The sequence below is a fragment of the Halomonas korlensis genome (genome assembly GCF_900116705.1).
In the GTDB taxonomy this organism is placed as follows: Bacteria; Pseudomonadota; Gammaproteobacteria; order Pseudomonadales; family Halomonadaceae; genus Halomonas; species Halomonas korlensis.
Genome location: NZ_FPBP01000008.1, coordinates 179689 through 204743 on the forward strand (window position 1 = coordinate 179689; position 25055 = coordinate 204743).

General features: G+C 59.5%; 23 protein-coding genes. 7 read left to right on the plus strand and 16 right to left on the minus strand.

Annotated elements, in window-relative coordinates; all coding sequences use genetic code 11:
- Positions 1 to 79: 79 nt before the first annotated feature.
- Positions 80 to 559 (minus strand): IS66 family transposase, encoded by a 480-nt coding sequence (locus BM341_RS12155; protein ID WP_089796293.1) that lies wholly within the window; start codon positions 557 to 559, stop codon positions 80 to 82.
- 172 nt (positions 560 to 731) lie between these two features.
- Complete coding sequence (locus BM341_RS12160; protein WP_089796295.1) at positions 732 to 1610, minus strand: MBL fold metallo-hydrolase; 879 nt, start codon at positions 1608 to 1610, stop codon at positions 732 to 734.
- Positions 1611 to 1756: 146 nt separating this feature from the next.
- On the opposite strand from BM341_RS12160, the gene BM341_RS12165 reads away from it, so the two are divergent.
- A complete protein-coding gene (locus BM341_RS12165; RefSeq protein WP_089796297.1) occupies positions 1757 to 2710 on the plus strand; it encodes a GlxA family transcriptional regulator in 954 nt (317 codons plus the stop codon).
- Positions 2711 to 2892: 182 nt separating this feature from the next.
- Positions 2893 to 4428 (plus strand): uracil permease, encoded by a 1536-nt coding sequence (locus BM341_RS12170; RefSeq protein ID WP_089796299.1) that lies wholly within the window; start codon positions 2893 to 2895, stop codon positions 4426 to 4428.
- 104 nt (positions 4429 to 4532) lie between these two features.
- Here the strand turns inward: BM341_RS12170 and BM341_RS12175 are convergent, their stop codons facing one another.
- From BM341_RS12175 to BM341_RS12185, 3 genes are all read right to left on the minus strand, one after another.
- Positions 4533 to 5477: a hypothetical protein gene (locus BM341_RS12175; RefSeq protein ID WP_089796301.1), complete on the minus strand. Its 945-nt coding sequence runs from the start codon at positions 5475 to 5477 to the stop codon at positions 4533 to 4535.
- A 184-nt stretch (positions 5478 to 5661) separates the two neighbouring features.
- Positions 5662 to 6057 (minus strand): YybH family protein, encoded by a 396-nt coding sequence (locus BM341_RS12180; protein WP_175507860.1) that lies wholly within the window; start codon positions 6055 to 6057, stop codon positions 5662 to 5664.
- Between the two features lie 415 nt (positions 6058 to 6472).
- Positions 6473 to 7243, minus strand: a complete 771-nt coding sequence (locus BM341_RS12185) for a metallophosphoesterase (protein ID WP_089796305.1) — start codon at positions 7241 to 7243, stop codon at positions 6473 to 6475.
- 297 nt (positions 7244 to 7540) lie between these two features.
- Here BM341_RS12185 and BM341_RS12190 point away from each other — a divergent pair, with 297 nt between their 5' ends.
- Positions 7541 to 8281 carry a dienelactone hydrolase family protein gene (locus BM341_RS12190; protein ID WP_089796307.1) on the plus strand — a complete coding sequence of 247 codons (741 nt, stop codon included), beginning with the start codon at positions 7541 to 7543 and terminating at the stop codon, positions 8279 to 8281.
- Between the two features lie 473 nt (positions 8282 to 8754).
- Here BM341_RS12190 and BM341_RS12195 read toward each other — a convergent pair whose 3' ends face one another.
- From BM341_RS12195 to BM341_RS12215, 9 genes are all read right to left on the minus strand, one after another.
- Complete coding sequence (locus BM341_RS12195) at positions 8755 to 9747, minus strand: Kelch repeat-containing protein (protein WP_089796309.1); 993 nt, start codon at positions 9745 to 9747, stop codon at positions 8755 to 8757.
- Positions 9748 to 10008: 261 nt separating this feature from the next.
- The gene (locus BM341_RS12200) at positions 10009 to 11385 is read right to left on the minus strand and encodes a dihydrolipoyl dehydrogenase family protein (protein ID WP_089796311.1); all 1377 of its coding nucleotides are present in this window, start codon (positions 11383 to 11385) and stop codon (positions 10009 to 10011) included.
- Positions 11386 to 11976: 591 nt separating this feature from the next.
- Positions 11977 to 12363 carry a GIY-YIG nuclease family protein gene (locus BM341_RS19015; protein ID WP_139233006.1) on the minus strand — a complete coding sequence of 129 codons (387 nt, stop codon included), beginning with the start codon at positions 12361 to 12363 and terminating at the stop codon, positions 11977 to 11979.
- Positions 12364 to 12429: 66 nt separating this feature from the next.
- Entirely contained in the window at positions 12430 to 13062 is a 633-nt protein-coding gene (locus BM341_RS19020) for a hypothetical protein (RefSeq protein ID WP_139233007.1), read from the minus strand.
- A gap of 282 nt (positions 13063 to 13344) precedes the next feature.
- Positions 13345 to 13527, minus strand: a complete 183-nt coding sequence (locus BM341_RS19025) for a hypothetical protein (RefSeq protein ID WP_139233008.1) — start codon at positions 13525 to 13527, stop codon at positions 13345 to 13347.
- Positions 13528 to 13785: 258 nt separating this feature from the next.
- On the minus strand, positions 13786 to 14631 hold the full coding sequence (locus BM341_RS19030) for a hypothetical protein (protein WP_139233009.1): 846 nt from the start codon (positions 14629 to 14631) through the stop codon (positions 13786 to 13788).
- An 80-nt stretch (positions 14632 to 14711) separates the two neighbouring features.
- The gene (locus tag BM341_RS12205; RefSeq protein ID WP_089796313.1) at positions 14712 to 15875 is read right to left on the minus strand and encodes a Shedu anti-phage system protein SduA domain-containing protein; all 1164 of its coding nucleotides are present in this window, start codon (positions 15873 to 15875) and stop codon (positions 14712 to 14714) included.
- A gap of 238 nt (positions 15876 to 16113) precedes the next feature.
- Positions 16114 to 16689: a PIN domain-containing protein gene (locus BM341_RS12210; RefSeq protein ID WP_217646229.1), complete on the minus strand. Its 576-nt coding sequence runs from the start codon at positions 16687 to 16689 to the stop codon at positions 16114 to 16116.
- 114 nt (positions 16690 to 16803) lie between these two features.
- Positions 16804 to 17136 carry a DUF427 domain-containing protein gene (locus tag BM341_RS12215; protein WP_089796315.1) on the minus strand — a complete coding sequence of 111 codons (333 nt, stop codon included), beginning with the start codon at positions 17134 to 17136 and terminating at the stop codon, positions 16804 to 16806.
- Between the two features lie 553 nt (positions 17137 to 17689).
- On the opposite strand from BM341_RS12215, the gene BM341_RS12225 reads away from it, so the two are divergent.
- From BM341_RS12225 to BM341_RS12240, 4 genes are all read left to right on the plus strand, one after another.
- A complete protein-coding gene (locus BM341_RS12225; protein ID WP_089796317.1) occupies positions 17690 to 19081 on the plus strand; it encodes a YfcC family protein in 1392 nt (463 codons plus the stop codon).
- Positions 19082 to 19128: 47 nt separating this feature from the next.
- Positions 19129 to 20385, plus strand: coding sequence for an allantoate amidohydrolase (locus BM341_RS12230; RefSeq protein ID WP_089796319.1), 1257 nt, complete (start codon positions 19129 to 19131; stop codon positions 20383 to 20385).
- Between the two features lie 217 nt (positions 20386 to 20602).
- Positions 20603 to 20935, plus strand: a complete 333-nt coding sequence (gene hmuQ / locus BM341_RS12235) for a heme-degrading protein HmuQ (protein ID WP_089796321.1) — start codon at positions 20603 to 20605, stop codon at positions 20933 to 20935.
- Between the two features lie 17 nt (positions 20936 to 20952).
- The gene (locus tag BM341_RS12240; RefSeq protein WP_089796323.1) at positions 20953 to 21813 is read left to right on the plus strand and encodes a sirohydrochlorin chelatase; all 861 of its coding nucleotides are present in this window, start codon (positions 20953 to 20955) and stop codon (positions 21811 to 21813) included.
- Between the two features lie 40 nt (positions 21814 to 21853).
- Here BM341_RS12240 and BM341_RS19755 read toward each other — a convergent pair whose 3' ends face one another.
- A complete protein-coding gene (locus tag BM341_RS19755) occupies positions 21854 to 24130 on the minus strand; it encodes an NADP-dependent malic enzyme (RefSeq protein ID WP_089796326.1) in 2277 nt (758 codons plus the stop codon).
- Between the two features lie 155 nt (positions 24131 to 24285).
- A partial coding sequence (locus BM341_RS12250) for an SLC13 family permease (RefSeq protein WP_139233010.1) occupies positions 24286 to 25055 on the minus strand: 770 nt, incomplete at its 5' end.

The window sequence follows — 25055 nt, forward strand, 5'->3', positions numbered from 1 at the left end:
TGAGGTCGACCAACCCGCACAAGGCAGAGTCTGTTTCGTGCATTTATGCTTGTTTTGGACTGCTGAGAGAAGCCAGGGTTCAAGGCGGCGAGCCGATGTCCATCTGCATGCCCGGAACCAGACCCAGGTTTTCCGCCTCCCGTTTCAGCGCGTACCCGACGGCCTGACGCAGCGGATGCGTGGGTTCGAGGTCGTCCCGGTAGAGTTGCTGATCGCACCATTGCCAGAAGGCTTTGACCCGCGGTTCGCTGTAGTTGGTACGCGCCTGCAGTTTGTCGATATGTGCCTTGGCCCGCGACGAGGAGAAGGTGAAACTGTTCTCGTCGTGGTCACCGTACAACGGCCAGAACCACGCCTCCTTCATCTTGCCCTTGACTTTGCGGCCGGCCTTGATCGGTGTCTCGTCCATGGCCAGCACCTGACTTTTCAGCACGTGGTCGAGCTGGGCGAGATGGATCGGCGAGAGCAGCGCCGCGGCACGGGCGACCTGCCGGGTCAGCGTGGCACGACTGAGCGGGATACCGGCCTGCTGCAGGCGTTCGGACGTGCTGCCGAACAGCTGCCGCTGGAACCAGGCAAGCTGACGCTCGACCTTCTGAAGCGCGTCCGGGAGCCATTCGCCTTCCGTGCCAGCGTTTTATGCTCTGGCAAGACTGCGGAGGGGCGGACGAGAACGCCTCCAACGCGGCGGTAGGAGAAACGGGCCGCCATGAAGGTGGCGGCCCTTGGGATCAGAAGGAAATGACCTCGCCGTCAGCGGGGATCACGACATTATCTTCGATGCCCGCTTCCTGCACGTAATCGGCCAGTTCGTCACGGCTTAGCGTCATATGGTTCACGGCGTCCATATGCACCGCGATGATGGTCGCATCTGGGGCCGCCTGATGGGTACGCAGCGTATCTTCCTTGCCCATGATGATGGGGTCACCTTCGAAGCCTGTCATCTCGGCGGCGCCGGTGTTCAACACGATCACCTCGGGGTTGTGGCGCTCCAGTGCCCGTTCGACCTCGTCGCGCCATACGGTATCACCGACCACATAGGTGGTCTTCTGTCCCGGCGCCTCGAAGACTACCCCCATGACATCGCCGAGTGCTTGTGCGAGGTCGGGGATAGCATAGAGGGTATCGGAGCCGTGCTGGCCGCCCGTCTTGTGGAGCTGCACCCCACCGAACTCGGCGTCACCATCGAGGGTGCGCACATCGCTGAAGCCCTGGGCGCGAATCAGCTCGGCATCGGCGGCGTTCTGGGCGAACAGGGGAATGTCCTGCGGCAGCAGCTCCTGGGCGGCGGTGTCCCAGTGGTCGAGGTGGGTGTGAGTGACAATCACGGCGTCCGCGTCACCGATCACCTCCTCTGCCGGCATTGGCAGCCCAACCAGCGGATTGCGCAACTCGCTGCGGTAGGTGTCCTCGAAGCCCGGGTAGGCGCCCTGCTCGGCCAGCATGGGGTCGATCAGGAAAGTGGTATCCCCATAGGTGATCTTCACTGTGGCATTGCGGATCTGCTGCACCTGCTGCGTTGTCTCCTGGGCGATCGAGTCCGCGGAGACACTGCCGGCGATGAAGGCCGTGGCCAGGGCCAGGGAACCGGCGAGGGTCTTGATCAGCATGTGGATGCTCCTTCATTAGGTTGCTGGGGTGATGGCAAGCAGTCTAGAGGGGCTCGGCTGTGCAAAAAATTGGCCTGAACGACAATATTCGAAACTTTCGGGCCACGATGTCACAATAATGAGGAACAAATCCCAAGAGTCGCGCCTTGTTGCCGCCCAGCGTCGGATTGATTCTTTATCCGAGTATCAGTCCCTTCCACTTCTCGGTGCCCTATACGGTGTTCGGTATGGCCGTGCCCGATCGCCCGCTGTTCGATCTGTCCATCGTGGCGCCGGAGGGAAAGCCGCTGGAGGGCGAGCGGGCGATGACGATACGGCCCGACGGCGGCCTGGAGCTGCTGGACTGGGTGGATATCGCGGTGGTGCCTGGCTGGCATGACCTGAATGAAGCGCCGCCGCCAGAGTTGGCCGAGGCGCTCGTTCGCTGTCATGAGCGGGGCGCCCATGTGGTGGGACTCTGTTACGGCACCTATGCCCTGGCTTACGCCGGGCTACTGGACGGCAGGCGGGCGTCGACTCACTGGATGGCCGAGCGCGATTTCCATAGCCGCTTCCCCAGGGTCAAGCTGGATACCAATGCGCTCTACGTGGAGGAGGAGCGTCTGGTGACGTCTGCCGGTACCGCTGCCGGCCTGGATTGTTGCTTGTTCCTGGTACGCGAATATTACGGCGCGCAGGTTGCCAACAAGGTGGCTCGTGCCATGGTGATCCCGCCGCATCGAGAGGGTGGGCAGGCGCAGTTCATTGAGCAGCCGGTTGCCGCCTCCACCCAGGATGCGCATATCAACCGCCTGCTCGACTACCTGCGAGAACACCTGGCGGAATCGCACACTATCGACGAGCTCGCTGCCCGTACCGCCATGAGCCGGCGTACCTTCACGCGCCATTTCCACAAGGCCACCGGCATGACGGTGGTGGCGTGGCTGGTGAGCGAGCGGTTACGGCGAGGACGCGAGCTGTTGGAAACCACGTCCTTGTCGGTCGAAGCGATTGCGGAAAGGATCGGTTTCCCTACGGCCACGTCGTTCCGGCAGCATTTCAGGCAGCGCCATCAGGTCAGCCCCCGCGACTGGCGCAAGACCTTCGGCGAAATCCCCTGACTATCGTTGGGCCTACCTTTCCCTCCTTCGCCGTTGACCGCGTTCACGGCTTCACCGGTTCAATCGATAGAAGCCGCCCTGGGGCGACCATGGCAAGGCTTGGCTTGACCGATCAGTCAAGCCGAATCCAGAATGGTATTTGCCTTGTACACAATCATCCCAATATCAAGAGGCCACTTCCCATGGCGGTAGCTCCTGTCGGCTCCCACGTGCATTACCCCTGGTACAAGAAGGAAGATACCGACGCCTTCTTCGCGCTGTTCCAGAACAACATCGCCAACTTCGTCATCATCGCCATCACAATGCTCGGCATGGAATTTCCGGCCAGCATTGTCTTCGGTCAGGTACTGCCCGGCGCCGCTGTGGCCGTGATGGTCGGCAACTTCTACTACGCCTGGAGCGCGGCACGACTGGCCCGGAAGGAGAACCGGGCCGACGTCACCGCCCTCTCCTACGGTATTTCCACTCCGGTTATGTTCGTCTTCCTGTTTGGCGTGCTGCTGCCCGCCAAGCAGCTGACCGGTGACGCCGAACTGGCCTGGAAAGTGGCGGTGGCCGCCTGCTTCATCAGCGGCGCCATCGAGGCGGCGATCAGCCTGATCGGCCGCTGGATCCAGCACCACCGGCCGCGGGCCGCCATGCTGGGTGCCGTGGCCGGCGTGGCACTGACCTTCATCGCCGGCGAGATGCTGTTCAAGACCCTGGAGATGCCGGTGATCGGCCTGCTGGTGCTGACGATCATCATCGTCGGCCTGGTGGCGCGGGTGACCATGCCCTTCGGGCTGCCCACCTCGCTGTTCGCCATCGTACTGGGTACCGCCATGGCCTACCTGATCGGCGACGCCGGCGGAGAACGCTTCAGTGACGCCTTCACCCACCTGGGCTTCTACCCGCTGCTGCCCAACCTTGCCTGGTTCGAGGGCCTGGGACTGCTGTTCACCAGCATGCTGGCGGTGCTCACCGTTGTGCTGCCGATCACGCTATACAACGCCATCGAGACCATGAACAACGTCGAGGCCATGGAGGCTGCCGGCGACAAGTATGACGTGCGCGAGTGCCAGGCGGTGGATGGCGCCGGCACCATGATCGGTGCCCTGTTCGGCGGTGTCTTTCCCACCACCGTCTACATTGCCACCGTGGGCGCCAAGTGGATGGGTGCCGGACGCGGCTACAGCCTGCTCAACGGCGCTGTCTACGGCCTGGCGACCATGTTCGGCCTGATCGCTGCCCTGGCTGCCATCATCCCGGTCTCCGTGGTGGCGCCCATCCTGGTGTTCGTCGGCATGTCGATGATCGCCACCGCCTTTCAGAGCAACGAGACCCGCTACTACCCGGCCGTGGCCCTGGCCATGCTGCCCTACTTCGCCAACTATGTGATGACCCGTTTCGGGCGGGCCGCCGAGGAGACGGTGAGCGGCATCTCCACTGGCATCGTGCCGCTGGGCCAGGGCGCCATGTTCATGGCGATCCTGATCGGCGCCATGACGGTCTCGGTGATTGACCACCAGTTCCGCCGCGCCGCCGCCTTTGCCGGCGTGGCCGCAGGCTTCTCCTACGTCGGACTGATGCATGCCCCCAAGCTCGACTTCAATGCCGCCCCGGATTTCGTGATGGGCTACCTGGTGATGGGTGCGTTGTTCCTCTACTTTGCCTGGCAAGAGGAAAGGGTAGCCTCCCCGAAACCGATCAGCGGCACGCCGCCACCGTCGGTGGATTGACTCGACACTCAGGACAGAGAGGCCCCGCAGCTGTCCTGGATCGGTTGGCGCTTATGCGAACCCAGTGAGGCGGCGGCTTGCGCGGTGACAGCTGCAGTGCCGCATTATGTGGCGTTGTCACCGCGCTTGATTGCTTCAGCAAACCGAGATGCTACGAGCAGAAACCCCGAGGGCGTTGGATGTAGCTCATTAGCCCACCATTTCTTGTACTCGGAAGGGTCGTTATTAAGACTATTGCGCAGATTGACGTAGATGACGTGGGACATCGTGGTGCTAGAAGTCAGGTTCTCAAGCATGTAATTGAACGAATCAATAAGCTCTCGGACCAGGCGGCGGCGAGCCTGTCCTGGGGAATACCCCTTTTCCCTAAAGCTTGGCTCGAGCCACGGACCTGGCAACGGCCCCCACCCGCCCATGAACCCACGTCCATCAGGTACTGCATAGTCGTAGCCATGCACGAGTATCGGAAGTCGCCTTCCAACCCGCTCTTCGCATACTGAGGTTAAAGCAGTAATGATAGTAAGATAGGAGTGTCGGAGACGCTCGTTGATGACGCCTTCAAGTACCGCCTTGTTCAATCCCGGGGTCGGGCTATCTGCATGATCAAGGATATACGCTAACTCCGGACCCGCAATGTCATTGCCACCCCCCGACAGCAGCACGGCACGGGGGGCATCCCCGCGTCGAATCACCGCTTCGATTCGCTGCGTAAACCCGTATAATTGGCCCTTCGAATAAGCCATTTCCTCAACTTTGTCGCCACGACGAGCGACCGTTTCAATTTCGAATCCAAAACGATCGCCCAAGATAGTCAAGATGTCGGATCGAGGATAATCAAACCAAGAATCGCCCTCGGCGATCAGCGTGCCATTCGGCCGCTTTGGCCCAAGAGCATCACGTTTATGGCGAGGGACGTCCGGTGGCGAATCAAGAAGATAGGATTTCTGAATAGAAACTCCTGCCATATCGTTGTTCCGCTCGTTTATTATTTCTTCGGCTTGCCGCCTGCCACGCTGCACAGCGTGTTTATCGTCTTTCCCAAAACTCATTGCGAGCTTCTCCGACGGATTCGAGTGGGCAAGCTCCGTCTATAAAACCGAGAAACATGGAGCCACATAACGGCGAAGCTAAGGCCGAGCGTCGGCCCCACAACGTGCGGTCAGTCGAACCCGTTGCCCAGCGATGGGCACGCTTGAGCGCGGTGTTACAGCCTTTCAGCCCAACAGGACTTATCTATACATCGCCATTCCAGATGTCGATATCCCAACGCCACTGACCGCCCTCCTGCCGCCAGACCACCACATATTTTAGATCGACCTTCTGGCCCGCTCCCAGGGTAAGCGTCGCTCTCCCAATTTCATGAGCATGATCGCCCTGGATGTCCAGTTCGATCGTAGAGAGTTCGAAGCGCTGGATGCCAAGCTGCTGCGCCGCAGCAGTCCAGAAATGAGCGATATCGGCGTGCCCTCTCACCATGGGCGCATCGGGCGGAAGCACGCGCGCCTCTGTTGTGTAGACTCCGTCCACCGCGCCAATGATGTCGCCTGCGTTGAAGGCTTTCTCAAAATGCCGGTTGGTTTGTTCAATGCCCTCCCGTGCGACGCTGGAGCCTCCCGTAATCTCGGCCATAGCATCTCCTCCCGTGTATTGATTGAGTAGCAGTCCTCCGTTCGAAGATTGGCGGCAATCACGTTTGCGGCCTGACAGGGATACGGCAGGCAACTGGTTCATTGACGTGAATGCGCCGGTATTTCCCATCGGGTTATACCGCATATCTTTCGTCGGCACGCTGGCTGCCTTTGTCGGCATAGGCGCTTTGGGTCGTCAGGTGCCAGATATTATTGAAAATCGTAGGCGCAAATTCACCCGTCGGCCAGAAGCGGGCCTTGTCACCGGTGTCGTTCTATTCGTTTGACCGCTGCAGCTTGTCTTCTCGTGCCGGCTTGGCACCATTGTCGCGAACTGACCTTGGTTCTCTTCGCATTCTGTCTGAGCGTCGAGGCTAGGCTAGAGACAAGGAGCTCATCGGCGGAGACACCTCATGTCAAGCGTGGTTGACCTCGACAATCAGGTCAGGCGTGAACAGGGGAGGGTCGAACTCGTCGGGATAGCCACCGGGGTTGGCGATGACATGTGTTCCGCCTGTATCGAGATTCACCGGCTCGTGCACATGGCCATGAATCCATAGCTCCATGCGGCCCATCAGCTGCGGGAGATGGGAGGCAAAAGCCGGGGAGAGCGAATCGCCGCGGTAGCGTGATGGGATACAGGCGGACAGGGGCGCATGGTGGCTAATCACCACTCTCGGCCCATTGAACGGCCGTGACAGCTCCCCTTCCAGCCAGGCCAGCGCTTCAGCATGCAGGCGTCGACTCCCCGCTGGGGTGAACACCTCCCCGTCCGGTTGCTCGATGATTCGGAAGTCCGGCATCAGGTCCAGTGCCCTGGCCTCGGTGAGTGTCGGATCATGGTCGGGCTGACCGGCATAGAGGGCAAAGTCGGTCCACAGCGTGGTGCCATGAAAGCGCACGCCGTTCATGGTCAGCGTGCGATTGTCCAGCAGGTGGATGCCGAGCCGTGCGGCCTCATCCTCCAGTTGCCGACGCAGCGCCGGCATGGCAGTGCCGTAGAATTCATGATTGCCGGGGACGTAGAGAATAGGCGTGCCGGCAAACCGCTCTGCCGCCCAGCCGAGGCCCTGGACGCCTGCGTGAATGTCGCCGGCCAGAATGACGGCATCGGCATCGACCTGTGGCAATATTCGCGGTTCGTCGAAGTGCTCCAGATGCAGGTCCGACAGTATTCTCAAGCGCATCGTCAGTTCCCTTTGTAGTGCTCCATGCGTGCCAGTGTGCTTCACACGGATAACGAAGGCTACGGCCTGCTCTGCGACGCCCGGAGCCCTACGAACAGCGCCCCTGGTGCCAGGGACAAGGCAACAACCGGCCCAGGAGCCGCACGCCCCTCCCCTAAAGGCAGCCTCGTCCCAGGATAGGCAAAAAAACATACCATTCCTGAACGTAAAAAAAGCTGACGCAATTTCTTTACGAGAAAACGACCATATTATGTACAGCAACTAACGACCTCGCCATCGACACCCAGGAGCCTATTCATGTCTCGTGCTATCGAAATCCCCGCCGTTGACGGCACCATCGACGCTCATGTCTTCACGCCCGGGAATGCCGACGGCCCCCTTCCGGCCGTGGTGCTGTTCACCGATATCGGCGCCCTGCGGCCCTGCTATCATGAGAAGGCCCAGCAGGTCGCGGACAACGGCTATGCCGTGTTGATGCCCAATGTCTATTACCGCGATGCGAATGGCCCCGTCGTGCCGGAGGGCAAGTCCTTCCGCGACCCGGACGTGCGACCGACGCTGGTCGAGTATGCCGGCCACCTCACGCCCGAGGCACAATCCCGCGACTTCGCGGCGCTACTGGACGCCATCGATAACGAGGCTGAGTTCGCGGACGGCAAGATAGGCGTGATCGGCTATTGCATGACCGGGGCCTTCGCGCTGCGCATGGCGGCCGAATACCCCGGCCGCGTTGCCGCGGCGGCCGGTTTCCACTCGGCCCGGCTGGCGGAGGCCGACGACCCGAACAGTCCCATGCACGTGGTCGGCAACATCGAGGGGCGCGTCTATTTCGGCCACGCCGACAAGGACGAGTTGCTGCCCCCCGAGCAGATCGCCCGCATGGACGAGGCACTGGCGGCAGCCGGCGTGCACTTCACCACCGAACTCTACAAGGGCGCAGCCCACGGCTTCACGGCCAAAGACGCCCCCTCCTACGACGCAGCCGCCGACGCCCTGCACCACAAGCGACTGTCCATGCTCCTGGAAGAGACGCTGTAACGGGAGCGGACCGCTATATAGGGCCGCGATGGCGTGAGCAAAACCCGCCTTGAAGCAGAAGCGTGCTGCGCGTCGCCTTTTCCACGGCGAACGCCGACAAGCCCATCAAGTGGGTACTGCCCGACGCGCCCAATCCGGTCCTGACACATGAGCCTGTCTACACCGGCATCACCCGAGCCAAGCATTGGTTTACCTTATTAGAAAGCGAATACGGGATAATGGATGAGGCTACTGCCGCGTTGGGTAGCCGCGTTCGCGGAGTTCGATGGTGCAGGTGGTGTCGGCGAGCAGGGTGTCGCCGACACCACCTGCACCCGGCGAGCGTGCGGGCGCAGGGCGATGCGGGGCCCGGAGGCAGCTGTTGCCATGTTGCCATCCCTTGCGTACGGGCAATGTCGTTATGTTGTTCCGAGACTCAGCCTAGCACCAAAGAATGTTTTGTTTCATGCATGGGATCACCGGCGAGGGGAGCCTCAGTCGTCGGGAATCAGCCGCTCGTTGTCGCCGGAAAAGGCGAAGCCGGCTTCCGGGCCACCGGCGATAACGTAGATGGCCCCCTCCACCGCCGCCGCATCCAAGCCGTGGCGAGCCGTAGGCATGGCGGGCAGGCGCTTCCAGCGGTCCTCCTCCAGGTGGTAGCGCTCCGCCTCGTCGAAGGTGCGTTTCTCGGGCGAGACGGTCTCGCCGCCGAACAGGTAGACCCAGCCGTCGAGCGCCGTCACAGCGACCCCGCTGCGCCCGGTGGGCACCGGGGCCCCCTCCTCCCAATGATCTTCCTCCGGGTGATAGATCTCGTTGGTGGTGAGGCGGAAGGTAGCGTCGTCACGACCGGCGAGGACGACGATGCGACCGTCGATCTCGGCGGCACGGTGATGGTTGCGCGGAGTGGGCATGGCCGCGAGCTGGCTCCACGCGTCGCGTTGCGGGTCGTAGACCTCGTGGACGCCGACATCCTCCCGGCCGTGCGTGGTGCCGCCAATGGCGTGAATGCGCCCATCGAGCACGGCCGTGGCCAAGGCACCCCGCGGGGTGGGGACCACCGGGCCCTGGTGCCATTCCTCCGTGTCGATGTCATAGATATGGAAAGCGTCGGTGGGCTTGAAGCTGGCGTCGTCGTAGCCGGCGATCACGTAGAGACGGCCGTCGTGATACTCGAAGCCGGCGTGATTGACGCCACGCGGCAGCTCCGTGAGGGCTTCCCAGCGGTCGTCGCCGGGGTCATAGACGAAGAGCGTGCGCGGTGCGGTGGGGTCGCGCCCACCGGCCTGCTGGAAGCCGCCAGCGAGGAAGATGCGCTCGCCGTCGGTGGCCACGCTGACTTCGGTACGTGATTCGGGTAGCGGTGCCATCCGGCGCCACTCACCGGTGGCTTCCCGCACCTCGGCGACGGCCAGGGGAGCCGCCAGGAAGAGCCCCAAGGCGGCGCCTAGCCAGCCGACATGGGAATAGCGTGCTCTGGTGGGCATGGTAAACCTCCTCTCGATGCTGTCACGCGCGCCTTTCCCCCTGGCTCTGGCGCCCTTCCTGGCGGCGGCGCGGGGACCTCTCTTCAGCTTAGCAGGCGAAAATGCGACGCTGACGGACAGGAGCAGTCATTCAGAAGTTATTGATATTTGTATAATTTCACGTTCAGCCCGACAGAGGTCCCGATATCTGAGAAATGAGGGAGTCCACCCCTCATGTTTAGCTCATCGCACTTTACCAAGAACCACAGTGCTGACTGGCTCCTACGCGGTGGCATCGAACACCTGCTTGACCAACTCAGCGAGCGTCGGGTGGACATGGATGCTGTCGCGCACCCGTTGTGCCTTGGCCCCCGGGGTGTTCATGGCGACCACCACCTCGTGAATCAGATCGGCTGCCTGGGGGCCGATCAGGTGGAAGCCCAGGATCCGGTCGCTGCCCTTCTCGACCAGGAGTTTCGCAAAGCCCGGGGGTGAACCGACGATCTTGCCCTTGGCGAAATCAGCGTAATGCTTCCGGGCCACAGTGTAATCGAGGCCCTGGTCGCGACAGGCACGCTCGGTCAGCCCGGCCGAGCCGATCTGCGGATGGCTGAACACGGCGTGCGGGTTGGCGGTGTAGTCGACGGCCAGAGAGGCACCGTGCGCGTTGCGGTAGGCAAGCTCACCTTCGTAGCTCGAGGTGTGCTTGAACATCCCCTGCCCGATGACGTCGCCATAGGCATAGATGTCGGGGTGCGTGGTCCGCAGCCCGTCGTCGACCACCACGAAGCCGCGGTCGTTAAGCTCGACCCCCGTCTTCTCCAGTGAGAGCCCATCGGTGTTGGGACGCCGACCGGTGGCCAGCAGGAGCCGATCGCCGAGCACGGTACGTTCGCCATCGTCGGTGGCGACGACCAGGCCACACTGCCCGCCGCGCACCAGCGCCTGGCGCGCCTCGGCTTGCAGCACGGGCTCCACCTGCTTGGCAAGCTCCTGCGTGAACAGCGCCCGCACGTCGTCGTCTTCGGCCAGCAGGCATTCGGAATGGTCGATCACCGTGACGCGGGTGCCCAAAGCGGAGAAAAAATGGGCAAACTCGCAGCCGATGTAGCCGCCGCCGAGGATGATCAGGTGTTCGGGCTGCTCGGTGAGGTCGAAGATGACGGACTCGTTGGTGAGGTACCCGCTCTCTGCCAGCCCGGGGATCGGCGGGATCGCGGGTCGCGCGCCCGCCGCGATGAAGATCCGCTCGCCGGTCAGCCGGCGCCCGTCCTCCATCTCGATCAGCTTGTCGCCCACAAAACGCGCCCGGCCATAGTAGGGGGTGAAGGCGCTCTCCACCCAGCGGCGCACGGCAGCGGCGTCGTCCTCGCGCCGCCGGCGGACCGTGTCGAGAACGGCCTGGAAGTCGACGCGAACCGACGACTGATCCAGGTGGATACCAAAGTCCGCGGCGTGCCGGATGGTCTGCATCACCTCGGCAGCCTGGATCAGGCCCTTCGTGGGGATGCAGCCGCGGTTCACGCAGGTGCCGCCGAGCTGCTCGGGACGGTCATCGACCAGCGCGACCGACTTGCCGTCCTGCTGCCCGAAATAGGCGGCCGTCAGCCCGGAGCCGCCGCCAATGCAGATCACGTCGTAGCGCTCAATCGCCGCCATGGTTCCTCCCTGCGTCACTGCGCGGCCCGACACGTCGGACGCCAAAACGACATCCACCCCTACGCCGCGCTCGATGTGGTCCGGCCGACCCTGTCGAGGTCGGCGATCAGGCTATTAGCTAGCGTAGTCCACTTCATGCTCGCCACGGGCGCAAGGTTTCGGCGAACCTCGCCCCTGAGGCCGCATCGATGATTGGCATTTGGCGTCGACGGGCGATTCGGCCGCGGAGGCTCACCTGGGCCGGCGGACGAGGCTTAGCTTTCCGCTGCCTCCGCCTCCGCAGAAGATCCGATCGTCGCCACCAGAATCGAGCGCCGACACGCCCACACCTGAAAAATAAAGAACATCCACTCCCGACAACTAAGCTACCAACATACGCCCCGACTCTGGATGACCACGAAAGTGGGTATCCGTTATTTCACAAGATCAAAAATCGCCACCAGTGGGATAACTGCCCTACTCAAGGGCAACTGTCGGCCAGAAGCGGACATTCATACGGTACTGATATAATCCCCGCAGCACGCACGGCCTTATAATGTTTTCGTAGCCGATAACGATAAATCTGTCGCCGTGCCTGCGATTGTATGTAAACTATCCTCTATGATGGATGTTATATTTTGGTTTGTATTCTTTAATCAAATCCATTTCAATATGCCTAATTCCTTCAGAGCTTTCTACCGGGATTAAATTCCACGAGGTGAAAAATTTTTTCGATTCTTTTCTCGTGTGCTCTGCCACTCGAAGAAAACAATTCCAACCTCTCCCGACATATACAAGCTCATCAGCATCGAATAGCAAATAGATTCCTTGCTCGTTACCTTTTAAAGGTAACGAGCTGGCTTTTAGCTCTTCAAGATCTTCTCTATTCACAGCTCCATTCCTATACGTATCACGAATGAACATACCTGCTGCCTTTCCCGGCATGGCCGCTTTGGGGTCGCCAGCTACCGCAATAGCTCCATAAGCATAGCCTGACATTCACCATTCGGCCAGAAGCGGACATTAAGCATTTGAAAACCATCAAGACATATCGCCTGAATCTCTTCAGCATTTCTCTTCAATTCTATCAAGAACCTTAATAAATGCATTCAGTGCTTCCTGAGGAAGGTTTTGACGCTTATGTGGCTCAATCAATAGGTAAATTGTTAAATTCAACATTGCCGCATTAGTATGCCTTTGCAGGGCTGGGGTTGCGTCTACAACATTCGGTATGCCTGAATCTGAAGCATAAAGTACTTTATTTCGTTCATTTGCCAACCCTTTTATATATAAATAGATTGACTCAATCCCTTTTTCTGTAGCGACACCTCTGACCTCTTTTAGGTAGTCTTTATTTTCACCCGCTGCGTCTTTTGAAAAAATGTGCAATGGCGGCTCAGGTATTAAGCAGTACTCTCTTTCACCCTTAACAAACATTGGCATTTTAACCCTGAAAATCTCTTCCCCACTCGGTTGAAACTCTGAATCAAAGTAGAGCTGTAATGAAAGTGACTCTTTTAGCGGGATCAGCGTCTCGCCTAGTAGTTTTAAGAAAGGATAGACGCCTGCTTTGAACCTGTGATCTCGCAGCTTGATTCTATTTGCATTATCATAATTTCGTTTTTTTAGGGCATGGAATAAAGAAGTTGCAGCTTCCTCCTCTGCAGTAATTGCCAGAAAGACTGCAACTTCAGGCATGTCGTCTTTTATCTCCCAAGCTCTTTCAAGATGGCGTCTGCAAGAAATAGCAGTATGCCCCCCGTACCCTCGGGTTTCTGAGGATTTTCTTAAAACCGTTAATTGAAATTCAGACAATACCATTTGGCAAAGGACCCAAGCGATGTTCTCCACATTTTAGCACGTGCTACCCACGCTTCCGGCCAGAAGCAGCTATTGAGATTTTCCTGACGTATAACGCCTCAAACACCGGCGCAGCTATGCTGCGTCCGAGTGCTTTGACTTGTTATGCGCAGACGATAATTAATTAGACATTGGACAGTTTTGATTCCCGTATATAACCTTCACCTCACCATCACCATACTCACAAAAAATCTTATCTGCATCAGCACCTGTACCAGCCCACTGGTTGATCAAAGGGGATGCAAAACTTAGTGCAGACCAAAAAATAGATGATGTCACGAACAATAATGCTGCTTTTTTCATTTGATATCTCCATGCCCTGTGTTTATTTATGCTATGCGCTGGGCGATTACGCATAACCCCAATGAACGTCCCTTCTGCCTTTGCCACCATGGCCGCTTTGGGTCGTAAGCTGCTGCACCAGCTCCATCAGCGTAGCCTGAAGTTAAGCATCTGGCCAGATGTGCACATTGAGAATTTATGATTTTTAACGCCGTTCATTACCGGCGCCAGCGGAGTTGGCGTCCGGCACCGACGGCACGTAGTAATGACTTTTTAATACTACTCATCACAATGGAAATTAGTGCCGGATAGAGATGCCATTTTTTGATCAATTTCGTCAGCAGCTACTTTTTCCCCACCTTCCTTCCTTTCGATTTCGTAGACAGAGGTGTTTACACATGAAAAATGCTTTCTGAAAATGAAATAGTCATGTACGCCCTTGTCATCAAACAGCCACAACCTTTCCAGCTCTCTATTACTAAGGCGAGCTGTATTTTCAAGTGGGTCTTCGTAGTGTTCCGGAAAAGCCCTGAATCGATAGATCTCTGAGACGACGGTCAGTGGAATCCAAGAACTACCTTTGCCAGAAATGGTGTTCTCTGCGCTTTTTCCAATAGATCCCGGAACATGTCCTTTTCCTAGGAAAAACTCAGTAGGCAATGGTCGGTCGTTAACTTTCAACAAGTGCCCAAACCGATGTCGCTGGTAGTCATGCTCAGACTGAAATATATTTCTATGTGACCGTAGACCAATTTCGGCTGACAATTCATCAGCACGCTTGATGAGTCTTGCAGCCGTAACCCAGGCTACACGCTCTGAAGTTAGCCCGTCGCCTTGTCCGTTGAGAACGTCGTATGCTTTTTTAATGAGGTCGATAGATTTCTCAAGATATATTTGCGACTCATCATGCTTTTCCTTATGCTTTTGTACATAAAGTGAAACACATAGCGTCATGGTAATAACTACTAGAACTAGTATCTGGATATAGTCAGAGGTTTTTATACCGGGGGGCTGAGCAAGCAAATATCCGAGGTAAATTGCGAGTGCTACAAAAATGCAGCCGGCTAGTAATCCTAAGCCGTAGTGAAGTACCGGGATAATTTCTGATTTTATTATATTAATCATTACTTTCCTTTTCGCGGATAACGCCACGCCCTGCGGAAAATTTAGAGCGAAGCCGAAAGTTTTCCTACAGCAGCACGGTGTTAAGCACAGCCAGCAGGGTGGCGCGCTGTGTGCATCCACTTGTGTCCTCTAAATTCTAGCCGCCCCCCTGGCCCCGCTGAGTAATAGGCACTCCAGTTAAGGTCCATTAGTTCTGCGGGTAAATGTCTCCCTGCGTTTACAGAATGCGTCCGCATTTTCATCTTTTCCTCAAATGACAAAGCACGATTAAGAACTGCCATCTCAACGAATGAGAACCAGCTTGGTGCTTTGGCTTCCCAGTCAGAACCGATTACGTACTCATGGGAAATATGAAATGGAAAATCGTTGATTCGTATGTCAGCGTAGTATCGGCCATCTATCTGAATGCTTATAAAACCAAACCCATCAGATACACCAACTTCAAACAAAAACCAATGTGCTACCTCATAGAGTTGACCCTCAAAGGGCTTCGCTGAATGCGCCAAATGCTCCGCGCCATTTGTGTCAAGGACCCTAAGGCAGATGCACCCTTTCTCATCAATATAAATTGACACTCGGTCTCGGTCATGATGCATCCCTATGTCTAGTATATGATTTACAGTCGGAGCGCCGTTAGGTCTGTGAATATACATAACACTGTGTACGCAGATTCCATTTGCCGAATCGTATTCTCCGAAATTGAACGTCCTATACGATAAAAGCGCGGACCGCAAGTCGTCATATGTGTAGACGGCTATTGGTGGCGTTCTGCGGGAACTAAGTCGCAAGAGTCGGGCTACATCCAGATGCTCTCCGCTTCCTGCAATGAGGATCGACGATGGCCGTTTTTGCATCAAGTCTATGCTGTATTTCTCTTCTAAATTTCTCCTTGCCGAAGAGTCATCCAAAGCTTCAGAATACTCGTGACACTGCGATAGATAACTTTCAAACGACGCATAAAAAGTCTCTCGCCTATCTTTATTACGTAAGATCTCCGTCGCAGAAGCCTTAAGCTCAATGACCTCCCATGCGCTGTTGGGCCGCTTTGCCATGAAGTCAGGGATATACAATTCACCGCTTGCCGCTTTGATTTTTGGATGCGGGATATGATAATGAAAGCCAAGCACATAAAATGCGACAGGATTATCCTCGAACCATTTCTGAAAAGCTTCTTCAGGTGTATTACGTGACTGTAGAAGAGAATCCAGAGACTCGATAGCGCCTTCCACTTGCTGCCTATCCATAGTTCAATATTTCCTCTTCGCTACTTAAAAATGATGAGTGTGCCTGCTGCCTTTTCCAGCATGACCGCTTTGAGTCGTCAACTGCCATTTCCTGCTCATCAGCATAGACTAACATTCTTCAACCGGCCAGAAGCAGAGCTCCAGCAAACCCAATATAGCAATCAACGTGAGAGACCTCGTTTGCGCGGTCCAATCCACACAATTTTTAAGGCTGATTTTGCTACATTAGGCTGGCAGGTCATAGGTAACTTTGGTTCCTTCTACCCGCACTACACCTTGTTTGCACAAAAGACTCGAAGAGTTCCTGTAATTCAGTTTCTGAAAGCTCCTTGTTGAACAAGGCGGCCATTGTGCTGAGAAGGGTCTTTTGCCTCCTCGGCTTCGATGCTTTGCGCCTGATCAAATCGTCAACGACTACCAAGAGCCTAGGCTGAGACGCCGGAGCATTAAAAAACGGGATGTCGCTGATGGACACGGAGCGCTGAGCGAACACTCCCTTGCTCTTCAAGTGTTTGATCAACGGATCGAACCCGGCGTCTTTGGAAATGACATGGAAAAATGCCTTTGGATCATGGCTAGAGAGAACCCCTAGATAATAGGCAATATGGAAATCGAGGGCGTTGCGCCCACTCGAAGCGAGCGTGATGTATTCGGCGCTTTCACCCAATGCCTGAAGCGCTGAAGCGAGCGCAATAGGAACTTTCGTCTGGTTAGCGCCCATGAATACCTTGACCTTGAATGCATGCCCGTTGAGCAAGCCTAAATCGACTGGCTGTACGTTTTCGAAATCGATGAGGACATAGTTGGTTTTCAAGATAACTCCAATCGCCTTGTCTTACGCCCTAACCATTCTGTATTTACTCAACTATCCCACATTGATGAACAGTCCACCAACTTTGTCGGCATGGCCGCTTTGGGTCGAAACCGGTCATTCAACTTCGTCACCATAGAATGCCAACTTCCCAGCAAGCATCTCTATCCCCTCAACCGGCTGCTGATAACGCCACGCCACATCCTTGTGCTCGCCAAAGGAGAAGTACGAGGCATCGCCCTTGAAGGGGCAGTGGGTCACGGTCTCGGAAGGCGTCAGCAAGTCCATGCGCACGTCGTCGCGGGGGATGTACTGACGCGGCGGGTAGCCGCGCTCGCGCAACTCGATGGCACGGGTGGTGTCGGCGAGCAGGGTGCCGTCGATGACGACCCGCACCCGGTTTGAGTGCGGGTGCAGGTTGAGGCGGGGCTCGGCGAAGTCCGTCATCATGCGGCCATTCCTTGCGTATCGGCGGTATCGTTATAATTTGCTAATACGCAGCCTAGCACCAAAGAATGCTTTGTCCCATGCGCTGGATCAACGGACTGGTCAGTTTCGATTAGGGTTCGCAGGATTGATCGAGGAGGGGAGGTTACTCGCGAGCCTCAGACACGCAGCGCCTCACGCTCGACATAGGGCCTGAACTCGGAGCGAAACGTCTTGTCGGTCACCAGGTTTACGGGATGGCCCAGCAGCTCCTCCCAGTAGAACTGCACCCCGAAATAGCGGGCCGAGGTCAGCGGGATGGGTCGTGAAGGCTCATTGGCACCTAATACGCTGCATGTCAGCGCTGTTGGAAGGACACCGCTAGCGCCAGCCTGATCGAGTCGAGAAGCATCGGGTTGAAATGAAACGCCTCCGGCAAGCCAAGCGAACGTAAAGGATACGTTTCTGCTCAGGGCTGTATTGGCAGTTCCTTGACCGACCCATTTCTCCTGATAAGTTGAAAGTAAGGCGTCGGTATTGTTCTCGCTGGCGCGTGGAGAACAACAAGGACAATGACATGAATACAACCGAGCAGGCGCTGCCGCAGCGCAAGAAGAGGTGGTACCAGACGGTTCCCGACCCCATGGTCCTGATCTTCATGATCCTGCTGGCCACCTATGCCCTCACCTTCGTGGTGCCCGCCGGTGAGTATGAGCGGGTCGAGCAGGACGGCCGCACACGCGTGGTCCCGGATTCCTTCGAGTATCTCCCCGATGTAAGTGCCATCTCGCCGTTCGATATCTTCGTGGCGGTTCCGCGCGGCCTCAATGAAGCGTCGCTGTATCTTTTCATCGTGTTCATCGCCGGTGGCCTGTTCCATATCCTGCAACGTACCGGGGCGCTGGAGAATGCGATCGGCGTGGCGGTGAACCGCGTGGGTGTCGAACGTCGCAACATCATCATCACCGCCGGCACCTTTATCTACGGCTTCTTCGGCGTGGCCGTGGGCTTCGAGAACAACATCGCCCTGGTGCCCATCGCGGTGCTTATCGCCAGCGCCATCGGCTGTTCCAGCCTGGTTGGCACCACCATGGCCGTCGGCGGTATCGGTATCGGCTTCGCGCTCTCGCCGATCAATCCCTACACCGTAGGCGTGGCCCAGGGCATCGCCGAATTGCCCACCTTCTCCGGCGCCTGGCTGCGTACCCTGCTGGTGGTCGCTTCGCTGGCCTTGCTCGCATTCTACAACTGCAAGTGGGTGGTCAAGATGGACTTCGAGGAGCCCGACAACACCAAGGCTATGACCAAATCCCTGGATGAGTACCAACTTTCGAAGCGCAACAAGCTGACCCTGGCCGTGTTCATACTGGGCCTCGCGGCGATGCTGGTGGGGGTTTTCACGCAAGGCTGGTACATCAATGAGATTGCCGGCATGTTCCTGCTGATCGCCATCGTGATCGGTATTGTCAACCGGCTCTCCGCCAACGAGATTGTCGCTCAGATGATGGAAGGTGCTGCCAAGGTCACGCCCGGGGCGCTGGTGATCGGCCTGGCCGCCTCCATCCAGGTGATCCTCAGCCAGGCCCAGATAATCGATACCATCGTGTATGCACTAAGCGGCCTGATTGAGGAAATTCCCGGCGCCATGTCGGCAATCATGGCCAGTATCGTGCAAGGGGTGATCAACCTCTTCGTGCCTTCCGGCTCCGGGCAAGCCCTGGTTACCATGCCGATTCTGATTCCGGTGGCGGACCTGGTGGGCATGAGCCGCCAGCTGATGATCACGGCCTTCCAGGTGGGCGACGGCCTGACCAACCTGATCGTCCCCACCTCCGGTGGCACCCTGGCCATGCTGGCCCTCGGGCGGGTCTCCTACGTGAAGTGGCTCAAGGCGATCCTGCCCTTCATGGTGCTGGTGTACATGCTCGCCTGGGTCGGCCTGGTCATCGGCCACTACGTCGGTTACTGATCACGCAGCACGAGCCTGTCCATGACTCATTAAGTTCAGGAGAGACCATGCCCGATTCCACGACGCAGGCGGCACTGGGCCACCAATTGATGGCGCGCCTGGACGAGGCCTCGCGCTATTCCAGGCCCGGCCCGGGCGTCACGCGCCTGTTCTGTTCCGACGAGCATCGCGAGATATTGGCGCTTATCGCCGACTGGATGCGCCAGGCCGGACTGACCCCCGAACTCGATGCGGCAGGCACTCTGGTGGGGCGCAATGCACGCGCCATGGCAGGCGAAAAGACGCTGATCCTCGGCTCCCATCAGGATACGGTGGTCGAAGGGGGCAAGTACGATGGCATGTTGGGCGTCGCAATGCCGCTGCAAGCCCTGCAGGCCCTGAAGGAAGCCGGCACCGAGCTCCCTTATGGCGTCGAGGTGGTGGCCTTTGGCGACGAGGAAGGCACGCGCTTCCAGTCGACGCTGGTCGGCAGCCGTGCCCTGGCGGGGACCTTCGATCCTGCAAGCCTGGAGGCGCGTGATGCCGACGGCATGACCCTCGGTGAGGCCCTCAAGGCCTTCGGCGGCAATCCGGAAGCGATTCCCCAACTGGCTCGCAGGCCCGAGTCGGTAATCGGCTTCGTCGAGGTGCATATCGAGCAGGGGCCGGTGCTGGAGCAGCGCGACCAGGCGGTGGGCGTCGTTACCGCGCTGACCGGGATCGAACGCCACCGAATGATCGTGACCGGAAAGGCCGGACATGCCGGGACCACGCCGATGCCAGGCCGTCGCGACGCCCTAGTGGGTGCGGCCGAGATGGTGGTGGCAGCGGATAGAATATTGAACGCCACGCAGGATTTCGTTGGGGTGGTAGGCAAGCTGGAGGTGCGGCCCAACGCCGTGAATGTGATTCCCGCCGAGGTGCGTTTCACCCTCGAGCTGCGCTCCCCCTTCGCCGAAGTACGCGAGAAGGGTCGCAAGGAGATTCTGGAAGCCTGCCAGCAACTCGCCCAGGCGCGCGGGCTCGAGCTATCGAGCGAGCGCACTTACCAGGCCGAAGCGGTGGCCTGTGCCGAGTGGCTGATCGAAGCCCTCGAGAGTGCCTGCCAGGCCTGCCACGAGCCAACCGAACGCATGTTCAGCGGCGCCGGCCACGACGGCCTGGCCATGAACGACCTGACCGATATCGGCATGCTTTTCGTTCGCTGCAAGGACGGTCTGAGCCATCACCCCGACGAAGCCATCAGCGTCGAAGACGCCGACCGCGCGACCCGCGTGCTGATGCGCTTTCTCAGCGACATGAGAACAGAGCCACAAGCCAACTGAGCCACCGGGCCGAGAAAGCGGCTTAGCTCAGCCAGGTGGGCGATGCCCAAGCGCGAAACCGCCGGTCATGTCATCGATATACATGTCATCGATATAGAAGCACTGGCAGACTCGATATCGCCCGCCCTGCCCCTCCTTGCTCCTCCTTGCTCCTCACCCGGTAAGGTGCCATCGTCATCCACAGCCATTCGTCACCTAGCCATAAGGAGATCACCACGTGTTCATCGCCATGAATCGTTTCCGGGTCAATCCCGAGAGAGTCGAAGAGTTCGAGCAGATGTGGCTGGAGCGGGAAACCCACCTGCAGGGCCTGCCCGGTTTCGTCGAGTTCAATATGCTGCGCGGCCCCGAGGAGGAGGATCACGTGCTTTACGCTTCGCACACCGTGTGGCGTTCGCGCGAGGATTTCGAGGCCTGGACGCACTCCGAGGCGTTCCGCGCCGCGCACGCCAACGCGGGCCAGAGCCGCCGCGAGGGGCTGTATCTCGGCCCGCCGAAGTTCGAGGGCTTCGAGGCCATCCAGACGATCAGCGACGCAGACCAGGCATGAACTCGACGAGGACTGCCATGCGAAGGATCGTGCTCGTCGACAACGGTTCCCTGCGCCCGCAGGCCACGCTCAATCTACGTCGCCTCGCCCACGCGCTGGGCCAGGCCACCGGCGAGACGGTCGAGGCCGCGTCGCTGCTGCACTCGTACAAGATTGCCGCCGAGAAGCTCGACGGCCACAAGGCCGCATCGCTGGGGCCACTGGCCGAGCGGTATGCGGCGGAGGGCGTTACCGAGCTGCTGATCCTGCCCTTCTTCTTCGGCCCCAGCCAGGCACTGACCGGCTACCTGCCCGAGCGCCTGACCGAGGTGCAGGCCACTTATCCGCAGCTGAGCGTCAGGGTCGCCCTGCCGCTGGTCGACACCCAGGCAACGGTGGATCTGCGCCTGGCGCAGCTACTGGCGGACAACGTGCGCGAGCGCATTGCTGGGCGGTCACGACCGGCGGTCGTGCTGGTTGATCACGGCAGCCCGATCCCCGAGGTCACGGCGGTGCGCAACTACCTGGCTGGCCAGCTCAGCGTGCTGCTGGCCGATGAGGCCGGCTGCGTCACCTTTGCCTCCATGGAGCGCCGCGACGGCGAGGCCTACCGCTTCAACGAGCCGCTGTTGGAAAATCTGCTGGCCTCACCGGCACTTGCCCATAGCGACGTGATCCTGTCCATGCTGTTTCTCTCCCCCGGCCGCCACGCCGGCGAAGGCGGCGATATTGCCGAGATGTGCGAACAGGCAATGTCGCGATCGCCCGGCCTGAGCGTTTCCACGACGCGGCTGGTGGGTGAGAATGACACTATCGTCGACATCCTCGCCACTCGCTTGCAGCAAGCGCTTGCCGGCGAGCCGCTGCTGCTGGAACTGCCGGCTTCGACTGAAGCGTGAGGAAATGCCGAGCGCACGCCGCTCGGCAAGACCGTTTCATTCAACCATCGTTCTGTTCCGTCTGCGCCTCCACTACGGCGAAGGCGCTCATGTTGGCAATACCCCGCGCGGTGACCGTGCGGTTGAGCACGTGAACCGGCTTGGCGGCCCCCAGCAGGATGGGACCCACGGACACGCCGTTGCCCAGCACCTTCAGAGCGGTAAAGGCGATATTCGCTGAGTCCAGGTTGGGCATGATCAACAGGTTGGCTTCGCCCTCGAGGAGAGAATCGGGCAGGATGCGCCCGCGCACGCCCATGGACAGCGCCGAGTCGGCCTGCATTTCGCCGTCCACCACCAGATCCGGTGCGCGCTCCCGAATCAACGCCAGGGCTTCGCGCATCTTCCCGGCACTCTCGAAGTCGGAGCTACCGAAATTCGAGTGGGAAACCAGGGCGGCCCGGGGCGTGATGCCGAAGCGGCGAACCTGCTCCGCGGCCAACAGGGTGATCTCGGCAATCTGACCGGCATCGGGATCGTAATTGACGAAGGGATCGGCAATGAACAGAGTGGTCCGCTCGAGAATCAGCAGTTGCAGGGCGGCCGGCGTGCTGACGCCCTCGCGCAGGCCAATGACGTCCAGCACCAGGTGCAGGTGCTCTTGGTAGGTGCCCACTGGGCCGGCGATCATGGCGTCCACATCACCCCGGCGCAGCAGCAGCGAAGCCAGGATGGTGGACCGGCTGCGGACCCGCTTCTCCGCGGCTTCGGGATGCACACCACGCCGTCCCATCAACTGGTGGTACTCGCCGGCCAGTTCGGCGTAGTCGGGACAGTCATGCGCGTCGATCAGCTCGAAATCGACGCCGGGCTGCACCGGCAGGCCCAGTTCCTCGATGCGAGCCTCGATGATCTCACGGCGGCCGATCAGCACGGGTTTGGCGTAGTGCTGACTGACGCAGACCTCCATGGCGCGCAGGACGCGCTCGTCCTCGCCTTCGGCGTACAGCAAGCGGAGCGGGTTCTGTCGCGCCCGCTCGAATACCGGCTCCATCACGTTGCCGGAGCGGTAGACCAGACGTGACAGCGAGCGGGTGTAGGCGTCCATGTCGGCGATGGGACGAGCCGCCACCCCGCTGTCCATGGCGGCCTTGGCCACCGCCGGCGGAATGGTGTCGATCAGGCGCGGGTCGAAGGGTTTGGGCAGGATGTACTCGGGGCCGAAGGTCAGCGCCTGGCCGCCATAGGCCACCGCCACCGTTTCCGGCACCGTGGTGGTCGCCATGTCGGCGATGGCCATGACGGCGGCCAGTTTCATCTCCTCGTTGATAGTGGTGGCGCCGCAGTCCAGGGCACCCCGGAAGATGAACGGGAAGCACAGGACGTTGTTGACCTGGTTGGGGTAATCCGAGCGTCCGGTGGCGAGCACGGCATCCGGGCGTACCGCCTTGGCATCCTCCGGCATGATTTCCGGGTTGGGGTTGGCCATGGCCAGGATCAATGGCCGGTCGGCCATGGTCGCCACCATCTCCGGCTTGAGCGCGCCCCCGCTAGAAAGACCGAGGAACACGTCGGCCCCGTTGACGGCATCGGCCAGGGCGCGGGCCTCGGTCTGGGCTGCGTAGCGCGCCTTGTATTGGTCCAGACCGTCACGGTCGCTGTGGATCACCCCACTGCGGTCGCATACCAGAATATTTTCCTGGCGCACCCCTAGGGACACCGCCAGGTCCAGACAGGCCAGGGCCGCGGAGCCTGCGCCGTTGCAGACCAGGCGGATGTCGCCGAGGTTCTTGCCCACCACCCGCAGGCCGTTGAGCAGGGCGGCCGCCGTGACGATGGCGGTACCGTGCTGGTCGTCGTGGAAGACCGGAATCTTCATCCGCTCGCGCAGACGCCGCTCGATCTCGAAGCATTCCGGGGCCTTGATGTCTTCCAGGTTGATGCCGCCGAAGGTGGCCTCCAGACCGGCGACGATCTCGATAAACTTGTCCGGGTCGCGCTCCTCGATCTCGATATCGAACACGTCCACGTCGGCGAACTTCTTGAACAGCACGGCCTTGCCTTCCATGACCGGCTTGGAAGCCAATGCACCGATGGCGCCCAGCCCCAGCACCGCCGTGCCGTTGCTGACCACGGCCACCAGGTTGCCGCGGGCGGTATACTCGGCCGCCATCAGGGGATCACGTTCGATCTCCTCGCAGGCCGAGGCCACGCCGGGCGAATAGGCCAGCGACAGATCCCGCTGGCTGGCCATGGGCTTGGTCGCCTGGATCGCCAGCTTGCCGGGGCGGGGGAAGCGATGATACTTCAGGGCGCTGTCGCGTAAATCGTCTGCCATGTCTTTTCCTCACTCGCTTTTATTCGCTTTTAATGGCGGCAATAGCGATCTCGATGATCGCTTTGCCACCAGCCGGGGTGTCAATGGGGCAACCGGACGATGCTACGCCATACCGTACAGCAGCCTGTCACGGAAGGAAGCCTCACCGCCTGGCATCAGAACTGCAGCCCAAGCGCGAAGCCACCGATCAGGTAGCAGAACAGCGTGATCAGCACGATCCCGACGATATTGAGGACGATGCCGCCGCGCGCCATCTGGGCGATGGTGACCGCGCCGGTGCCGAACACGATGGCGTTCGGCGGCGTGCCGACCGGCAGCATGAAGGCGCAGGTCGCGGCGAAGGCCGCCGGGATCAGCAGCGTCATCGGGTCGGCGCCGATGCCCACCGCCACCCCGCCGAGCACCGGAATGAAGGTCGCGGCCGTGGCGGTGTTGCTGGTCACCTCGGTGAGGAACAGCACCAGCGTGGTGATGGCGGCGACCAGCAGCAGGATCGGCAGCACCTGCAGCCCGGTAATCTGCTGACCGAACCAGCTGTCAAGGCCGGTGCCGGCGACCGCGCCGGCGAGGCTCAGGCCGCCGCCGAACAGCAGCAGCACGCCCCAGGGCAGCCCATCCTCGGCGTCCTGCCAGGTCAGCACCATCTCGCTCCGACCTCGCGCGGGCAGCAGGAACATCGCGATACCGGCGCCGATGGCGATGGCGGTATCATCCAGATCGCCAAGGGGCCCCAGCATCTCCCCTACCCCGGGCAGCGTGGCGAGCAGGCCGGGCACGACCCACAGGAACGCCGCCGAGCCGAAGACGAGCATCACCATCTTCTCGCCCTGGCTGAGCGGGCCGAGCTTGTGGATCTCGCCGTCGATCATCTCCTTGCCGCCGGGGATATCGGCGATGTCGAAGCGGTAGAGCACGCGGGTCATCA